The organism is Sphingopyxis witflariensis (assembly GCF_002205635.1).
Taxonomy (GTDB): Bacteria; Pseudomonadota; Alphaproteobacteria; order Sphingomonadales; family Sphingomonadaceae; genus Sphingopyxis; species Sphingopyxis witflariensis.
Map to the genome: position 1 here is coordinate 20719 of NZ_NISJ01000020.1, position 7960 is coordinate 28678.

5 protein-coding genes are annotated in these 7960 nt (G+C 64.9%); all 5 read right to left on the bottom strand.

Annotated elements, in window-relative coordinates:
- Positions 1-26 precede the first annotated feature (26 nt).
- Positions 27-806 (bottom strand): sulfite exporter TauE/SafE family protein, encoded by a 780-nt coding sequence (locus CDQ91_RS20270; RefSeq protein WP_088474521.1) that lies wholly within the window; start codon positions 804-806, stop codon positions 27-29.
- Positions 803-2383 (bottom strand): bifunctional protein tyrosine phosphatase family protein/NAD(P)/FAD-dependent oxidoreductase, encoded by a 1581-nt coding sequence (locus tag CDQ91_RS20275; protein ID WP_088474522.1) that lies wholly within the window; start codon positions 2381-2383, stop codon positions 803-805. The genes CDQ91_RS20270 and CDQ91_RS20275 overlap by 4 nt, the downstream gene beginning before the upstream one ends.
- Positions 2384-2414: 31 nt before the next feature.
- On the bottom strand, positions 2415-3374 hold the full coding sequence (locus CDQ91_RS20280; RefSeq protein WP_088474523.1) for an MBL fold metallo-hydrolase: 960 nt from the start codon (positions 3372-3374) through the stop codon (positions 2415-2417).
- A complete protein-coding gene (locus CDQ91_RS20285) occupies positions 3361-6144 on the bottom strand; it encodes a M14 family metallopeptidase (RefSeq protein WP_201791930.1) in 2784 nt (927 codons plus the stop codon). The genes CDQ91_RS20280 and CDQ91_RS20285 overlap by 14 nt, the downstream gene beginning before the upstream one ends.
- 62 nt (positions 6145-6206) lie before the next feature.
- The gene (locus CDQ91_RS20290; RefSeq protein WP_088474524.1) at positions 6207-7658 is read right to left on the bottom strand and encodes an amidohydrolase family protein; all 1452 of its coding nucleotides are present in this window, start codon (positions 7656-7658) and stop codon (positions 6207-6209) included.
- Between the last annotated feature and the right edge of the window lie 302 nt (positions 7659-7960).

Genomic DNA, 7960 nt, shown 5'->3' on the forward strand with positions numbered 1-7960 from the left:
CATCGCTTCGAAAGCGACAAGCGCCGTCAGCCTGCCGCGAAGCTTTTCCAGATCATATAGGCCGCCACCGCGAAGATCAGGCAGGCGAAAATGGTCGTCAGATTTCCTGCCCCCGAAAGACGCCTGGCGAACTGTGTCCCGATAACTCCGCCGCCTAAACCGCCGGCTATGAATATGCCGGCCAGCATCCAGTCGACCAGCCCGGACACCGCATAGCTCAGCGCCGTGGTGAGCCCAAAGGCGGTCACCGCGACCAGGCTTGTCCCGACCGCATTGAGGATCGGCATCCTTGTCGATGCGATGAGCCCCGGCACAATCAGAAAACCGCCGCCAATGCCGAAAAACCCGGAAAATCCGCCCGTCCCAAGCCCATAGCCGAGCACCGTCGGAGCGTTGTGGCGATTGCAGGCAGCGCCTTCGATCCCGGGATTATTCCGCCCGCGCAACATCAGTGTACCGACAACCAGCATCAGCAACGCGAACAGAAAAAGCAGCTTCTCGCCGTCGATCGCCTTGCCAAGCGTCGACCCGGCGAGCGCTCCGAAGATGCCGCTCCCCGCATATAAGAAACCGCAGCGCCATTTAACCGTCCCGGCGCGCGCGTGCTGGGCCAGCCCCGACGCGGCGTTGGCGGCGACCGCGAGCGCGCTGGTCCCGATCGCGACATGCGGGCTGGCAACCCCGACCAGATAGACCATCAGCGGGACCGCGAGGATAGACCCGCCGCCGCCGACAAGCCCGAGCGTGAAGCCAACAATCCCTCCCGACAGCGCGCCGAGCAGATATTGGACGGTATCGAGCGTCACCCCCCCTTGCCCAATGGCTCAGGCGCCGCCAGCCACTCGCGGCCGCGCAGCATGCCATGCCAGTAGAGCGGCGGCAGGATCTTTTCCTTGAGCAGCCAGGAAAGGCGCGATGGCCGCGTACCCTCGATCAGCCATTTGGGGAAGGTCGGCAGCAATTTGCCGCCATAGCCGAATTCGGCGAGTATGATCTTGCCTGCCTCGACGGTGAGCGGGCAGCTGCCATAGCCGTTGTAGGCCGCCACGGGCGCCGCGCCATCGAGCGCGGCAAGCGCGTTCAGCGCGGCAACGGGCGCCTGCTTGCGCGCCGCTGCCGCAGTCTTTGCATTGGTGGTCGCGGCAACGTCGCCGAGCGCGAAGACATTGACATGCAGGGGGTGGCGCAAGGTCGCCTCGTCGACCGCGATGAAGCCCGAGGGTGCGGCAAGCGGGCTTGCCGCGATAAAATCGGGCGCGACCTGCGGCGGTACGACATGGATCATATCGAAGCGTTCCTCGACGCGGCGGACCATATCGCCGCGTTTCTGCTCGAACAGCGCGACCTTCGCGGTGCCGTCGATCGACACAAGGCGCGATTCAAGCTGCAGGTCGATGCCGTAGCGCGCGATATAGGACTCGAGCGCCGGAACATAGGCAGCGACCCCGAACAAAGCGGGCGCGGCATTGTGGAACTGGACATCGGCCTGGCCGAGTAGGCCCGCGCGTTCCCACCGATGGCACGAGAGATACATCGCCTTTTGCGGCGCGCCGGCACATTTGATCGGCATGGGCGGCTGGGTGAACAGCGCGCGGCCACCGCGGAAGCGGCGCACGAGCCGGTCGGTGTAAGGCGCGAGATCATAGCGATAGTTGGAGGTGACGCCGTTCGAGCCGAGCGTCGCGCCAAGGCCCGGAATCGCATCCCAGTCGAGCTTGAGCCCCGGGCAGACGATCAGGGCGCCATAGCCGATCACCCGCCCGTCAACGAGCGTCACCCGGTCGTTCGCAGGGTCGAAGGACGCAGCGGCGCCCCGGATCCACTCGGCGCCCGCAGGGATTAATCCCGCCTCGCCGCGCCGGGTGACCTCGGCCGCGAAGACGCCCCCGCCGACCATCGTCCAACCCGGCTGGTAATAATGGTCCTCGCTTGGCTCGACGATCGCCAGCGACACGTCCGGGCGACGACGCAAAATGCTCGCGGCGGTCGCTATCCCGGCGCTGCCACCACCGATCACGAGAATGTCGTAACATGCGGTGCCGCCACCCTCGCCACGCGCCGCCGCCATCGCCGCAAGCTGTTCCGAGCGCGCGCCCGAGCGGCAGTAAGCAAGCACCGGGCCCGGCAGTTCGGCGAGAGCGCGCGCCATCGCGGCAGCATCGCCCTCCCCCATTGCGCCGGGCACGACCGGAACGTGACGAAAACGAAGGCCATGCGCCTCGGCAGCCGCCGCAACCATCGCTGCCGAAGGCTGACCGCCCTCTTCGTCATCGGGACGATTGCAGATGATCGAACGAAAGCCCGACGCGGCGAGCCCGGCGACGTCCGCCGGGTCGATCTGCGGTGATACACGCAGTGCCGGGGTTAACGTCCTGATCGTCATAATATCTCCGTTCGTGGAAGGGCGCCGGCGCTCACAGCCGATCGATCGGTATCTTGAGATAGACGACGCCATTGTCCTCGGCGGGCGGCAGGCGCCCCGCGCGCATATTGACCTGCACCGACGGCAGCAGCAGCTGCGGCATCGCGAGCCCGGCGTCGCGCGCGCGCCGACGCGCGACAAACTCCTCCTCGGAAATTCCATCGCGCGCGTGAACATTGGCCGCGCGCTGCTCGGCAACGCTCGTTTCCCAACAATGCTCGCGCCGCTCGGCGGTCAGATAGTCGTGACAGAGGAAAAGCGGCGTCGCGCCGGGGAGTTCGAGGATGCGGCGCAGCGACCGGAAAAGGGTCTGCGCATCGCCGCCCGGGAAGTCGGCACGCGCCGAGCCGTAATCGGGCATGAACATCGTGTCGCCGACGAAAACGACGTCGCCGATCGCATAGGCGACGCAGGCTGGCGTATGCCCCGGAACATGGAGCACGGTCACCGGCAGTTCGCCGATCGCGAAGCGGTCGCCGTCCGACCAGAGGCGGTCGAAATCCGATCCGTCACGCCGGAAGTCGGTTCCGGCGTTGAAGATGTCGCCAAACACCGCCTGCACGGCGCGAATATGTTCGCCGATCGCTATCGCACCGCCGAACCTCTTCTGGAGCCAGGGCGCCGCCGAAAGATGATCGGCATGCGCGTGCGTCTCGAGCAGCCAGTCGATCGAAATGCCCGCGGCGCGCACATGTTCGGCGATCGCCTCGGCCGACGCGGTCGAAGTCCGTCCTGCCGCCGCGTCATAATCGAGTACGCTGTCGATCACCGCGCCGCGCATCGTGGCGGGATCGTGGACGACATAGCTGATCGTCGAGGTTGCGGGATCGAAGAAGGCACGCACTGCCGCCGCGCCCTTCGGCACGGCAAGCAACTGCGCCGTCGCAGCGGCGAGTGCGACGTCCCGGCGACGCCCGCCGTCGGCCTCCGTTCCAGCCTCAGCGCCCGTCATGGCCCGCACCCAGATAGATGGCATTGAACAACAGCTTGAAGGCACCGTGGGTCTGCGCGCGCAGCGCGACCTCGGGACCGAACAGGACAACCCGGCCCTTGCCGCGGTCAACCTCGACGATCGCCGCCGCACCGTCGAGCCGCTCCTGACCGTGCGCCCAGCCGCTGCGCAATCGGGGTACACCGGCAAAACGTACCGGGACCTCGACGCCCGTTGCGCCCGGCTTGAGTTTCCACACCGGGCTGTCATCGAAGAAGAGGTCAACCTGTGCAGGCATGCCATAGGTAAGCGGCACCGCCCGGTTGACGGAGGCTTCGAGCAGCGCGCCCGGGACATAGAATTTGGTGCGCGGCGGACGCGCGGTCTTGCCGCCGACCGTCTCGGCAACCGCATCCTCAACGGGCAGATCCATCGCCTGCGCGATCGCCTGCGCCGAGCCGCCCATGGCGATCAGCGAACCGCCCTGATCGACGAAGGCCTTGAGCGCCGGGATGGATTTTTCCGCCGTCACCGACCCTAGCCAAGCGCGATATTCAGCGGGAATTTCCTCTGGCTTCGGCTGTTTGTCGTCGCCACGACCGCGGAACATGCCGTCGCCGCTGGCGCGCGCAGCCTGCAGCTGGAAGGCGGCGTGTGGCAAAATCACGACGTCGAAATCCTTGCGCAGCCTGCCGGCGTCGAGCTGCTGCGGATGGACGATGGTGAAAGGAAATTCATGCTGATCGAAGATCCAGCGCATCCAGCCGGTCGGCATCAACCCGCCATAGACGTCGACGAGCGCGATCCGCGGCCGCTTCATGGCGGTTCGGTTACTCGCGGGCACCGCCGCCGCACGTTCGACATCGAGGCCGAGTTCAGCGGCTCCGGCCTCAACGATGCGCTTCGCCGTGGGGCTCGCAGGCACCCAGAGTGCGCCCGGTTCGGCGGTCCCGCCCGCAACAGAAACCGGTTCGGACAGCCAGAAAAGGGGCTCGCCCGCTTTCAGAAGGCGGTTCGAAAGGATGAAACTGTTGTTGGCGCCATGACCGATGAGATAGCCCGCCTTGCCCTCGCCGACGATCCGGCCCGGGTGGTTGGCAAGGATGGTGCCGACGCGCGTTGACGGGACGTCAATCGCGTCGAGGACACGCTCGAACCCGACCCCCATCTGGAAAGCGGGGGTGTAGCCCGTCGCATCGGCGGGCGGGATCGGCGGGCCGCCGGGATATTCGAAATTCTCGGGATAATCCTGTGCTTCGAACATATCGAGGATGTGCGGGCGATAAGCCTGCGCGGTGCGCACGAAATAGGTGCCCGCAGGATATTCCTTCCCGTTCGCGGCGAAGGGCGCAGCGGCGCGATCGACGTCGACCCCAAGCTTGATCAATGCGTTTAGGAAGCGAACCGCGGTCGGATAGTCGCGCTGGCCGGGATCGATCACATAGGCGCGCGCGTCGCGGTTCGCCGGATTCTTCATCACCTCGGCATAAAAGCGCGGATCGATCGAACTGCTGCCGCGCGTTCGCGTCGCGACCGGCTTGGCGCCCGTCGCCGCCGAGGCAGCGTGCATCTCGGCGATCCGCGTCGGGGTCATCGTCCAGCTATCCTCGCTGCCGCGCGCGATGCTGTTTGCGCCCATGCGGTAGATGTTGAAGAGCAGCTTCTCGCGGTTCGCGGCGGCGTAACTCAGCACCGCGCGGTTGATCGTCATGCTATATTCCAGCGACTGGCCGATATGCCATTTTTGCGGCGCGATCGGTGCGGGCTGGTTGTTTCCGGGGAGCTGACGTTCGGGGACCAGCTCGATATCGATCGGTACCGGCTTGCCGATCGTCTCGGTCAGTATCCCGATCGCATTGTGGAAATAGGAGATCGAGCGAAGATTGCCATTGTACCAAGTGTCGTAATGCGCGCCCTCGCGCGACGTACCGCCGCGCTTGCCTTCGGAAAGAAGCCGCGACTGCATCGCCGCACCGACTTCCTCAAGGCTCGTCATCACAAGCGGGTCGAAGTTGAAATTAAAGGGGTCGCGGAACGGCGGAATGAAGACGACGGTGCCTGCGGGGCCGGTCTGGTGCTGGTTGAGCACGACCTGCGGGCGCCAGTCGCGGAACAGCACCCGCGTAATATTCTGCGTCTCCGGCATTTCGGCCATGTAGAAGTCGCGGTTGTTATCGTGGCCGACATAGGCGTGATAAAGCTTGGGCAGGCTATCGAACCCCGCCTCGCGCTTCGCCGGATCCTTGATCCGCATATACCAGTTGGCGACCAGTTCCTGACCGTCGGGGTTGTTGGCGACGAAGAGAATGATGACATTGTCGCGGATCCGCTTCGCCTCGGCATCATCGCTGTTCACCAGATCATAGACCTGCTGGATGATCGCCGAATGGGTCAACGTCTCGCTGGCATGAATACCGCCGTCGACCCAGATCACGGCCTTGCCTTCGGCAGCGAGCGCGCGTGCCTGATCGTCGGTCAGTCCTTCGGCGCGGCCGAGCCGCTCCGAAATATCCTTATATTTGTCGAGCAGCGCGAGATTTTCGGGCGAGGAGACGATCGCCATCAGCTGCCGCCTTTTCTCGACCGTCGGGCCGATGTCGACAAGCCTGATCCGGTCGCTGAGTTCGGCGAGACGCTTCCAATAGGTCGCGGTTTCGCTGTAGCTCGCGACATAGCGGTCCTCGCCCATGTCGTGACCGAGGACCTCTTTCGGAGTCGGGACCGGTCCCGCGATCGCGGCGCTCGTCGTCATCAGCCACGCGAAGGCGGCGGCGAAAGCCAGTTTTTTCACAGGCGAGGCCCTTTTTCTGGTGATGGTGGTCGCGGCCGACGATCGCGCGAGGGAGCCGCGCGTCACTTCACGTCCGCCGGAGGCGACGGCTTGACGAGCGGCTGCGAAACATGGCGCGGGGTGACGAGCGCGCCACCCTCGATCAGCCATTTCCCGTCCTTGATGACATGTTCGACGCGCGCGAGGTCGTCGAGATTCTCGTCGGGGCGCCCGTCGACGATGATGATGTCGGCGAGCTTGCCGGGTTCGATACTGCCAAGTTCGTCGCCCATGTCGAGGAGCCGGGCATTGACGATCGTCCCCGCCTTGAGCGCGTCGGTGACCGTATAGCCGCCGCGCACGAACCATTTAAGTTCGGCGATATAGCTGTTGGGCACCATCAGGCTGGCGTCGCCGATCGTATCGGTGCCGATGCCCATGACGATGCCCGCCGCCTTCATCTTCTTGAACTCGTCGAAATTGCCCTGGCTCGTCATCGTGAAGCGGCGCGAGGTCGAGCCATAAAAGCCGCCGGCGCGATCGAGCAGATTTTGGTACACTTGCAACGTCGGTACTGCGGCGATCTTCTTCTTCGCCATCTTGGCGATCGCTGCGTCCGAGCGCGGCAGCGGATGCTCGATCATGTCGATGCCCGCATCGACCGCCATCTCGGTATAGATGGTTTCGCAGTCGCAAGTGACCTTGAGCCCAAGGAGATGCGCTTCCTCAATCGCCGCGCGAACCTCGTCAGGCGCGAAATGGCTCGCAATCTTGATGACGCTGGCGCCTTCCTTGAAAGCCTTGCGCACCATGCCCCGCCACGCGTCGGGTCCATCGACTTCCTTGGCATAGTCGGGACCATGGCTCGGGCTGACCGGGCGCTCGGTGGCGTGCCCCCCGGTGCCGGTGATGATCCAGCCCGCCGCAAAGACGCGCGGCGCCGGAATCATGCCCGCCGCGCTCCATTCGCTCAAAAGGAAAGGCGCGTTGCTAACCCCGTTGAGGTCGCGCACCGACGTAAAGCCCGATTCGAGAAAATAGCGCAGGTTGCGCTGGCCGCGCAGCGTCCCGCCGCCCTCGCTTGCCTGTTCGTCGATCGGCGTCGCGCGGTCGGGATAGGTGACATGGGTGTGCATGTCGATCAGCCCCGGCATCACGGTCTTGCCAGCGGCGTCGATGATCCGCGCGTCGGCGCCCCATCCGGTCGCATCGGGCGGCAGCACCGCCTTGATGCGGTTGCCCTGAATGACGACGGTCGCCGGACGGACGCCCCCGCTGACCGCATCGAACAGGCGTCCGCCGCGAATGACGAGTTCGGGCCCCGTCTCGGCAACGGGCTTGCGCGGGATACGCACCGGATCGTCGCTCGTCCGCGCACCGGGCGCGAGGAACGGGCGGCGATCATTGGGCTGGACCGGATTATTCGCGGGCGCCTGGGCGGCGGAGCCGGCTGAAATAGCAAGAAGAGCCGCGCCGGTCGTGGCCGCGAGACAGATCCTCGCAAGGGAGGGCAGGAAGGACAGTTTCGCTTTCATGGCAGACAGCCACTCCTTTGAAGTGAGGACGGGCACTTGATTCGGCCTGAAAGACCCGCCCTCGTGGGTTAAGACGCAACGTGGCGGGACGACCCCACCAGAGATTTTCCGTTCGTGTGATTTCCTCGCCAAATGGCGACACAACAGTAGGCGCATGGGCGCCGACGCGTCGAGCTGATCTGCCCCCTTCTGAGTGGTCCAAAATTGATGATATTTTGGATTACGAAGGAGATTATGAATGCCGAGCAAGAAGCATCGCCCGGAAGAGATTATTGGCAAGCTGCGTGAAGCGGAGGTTGTGC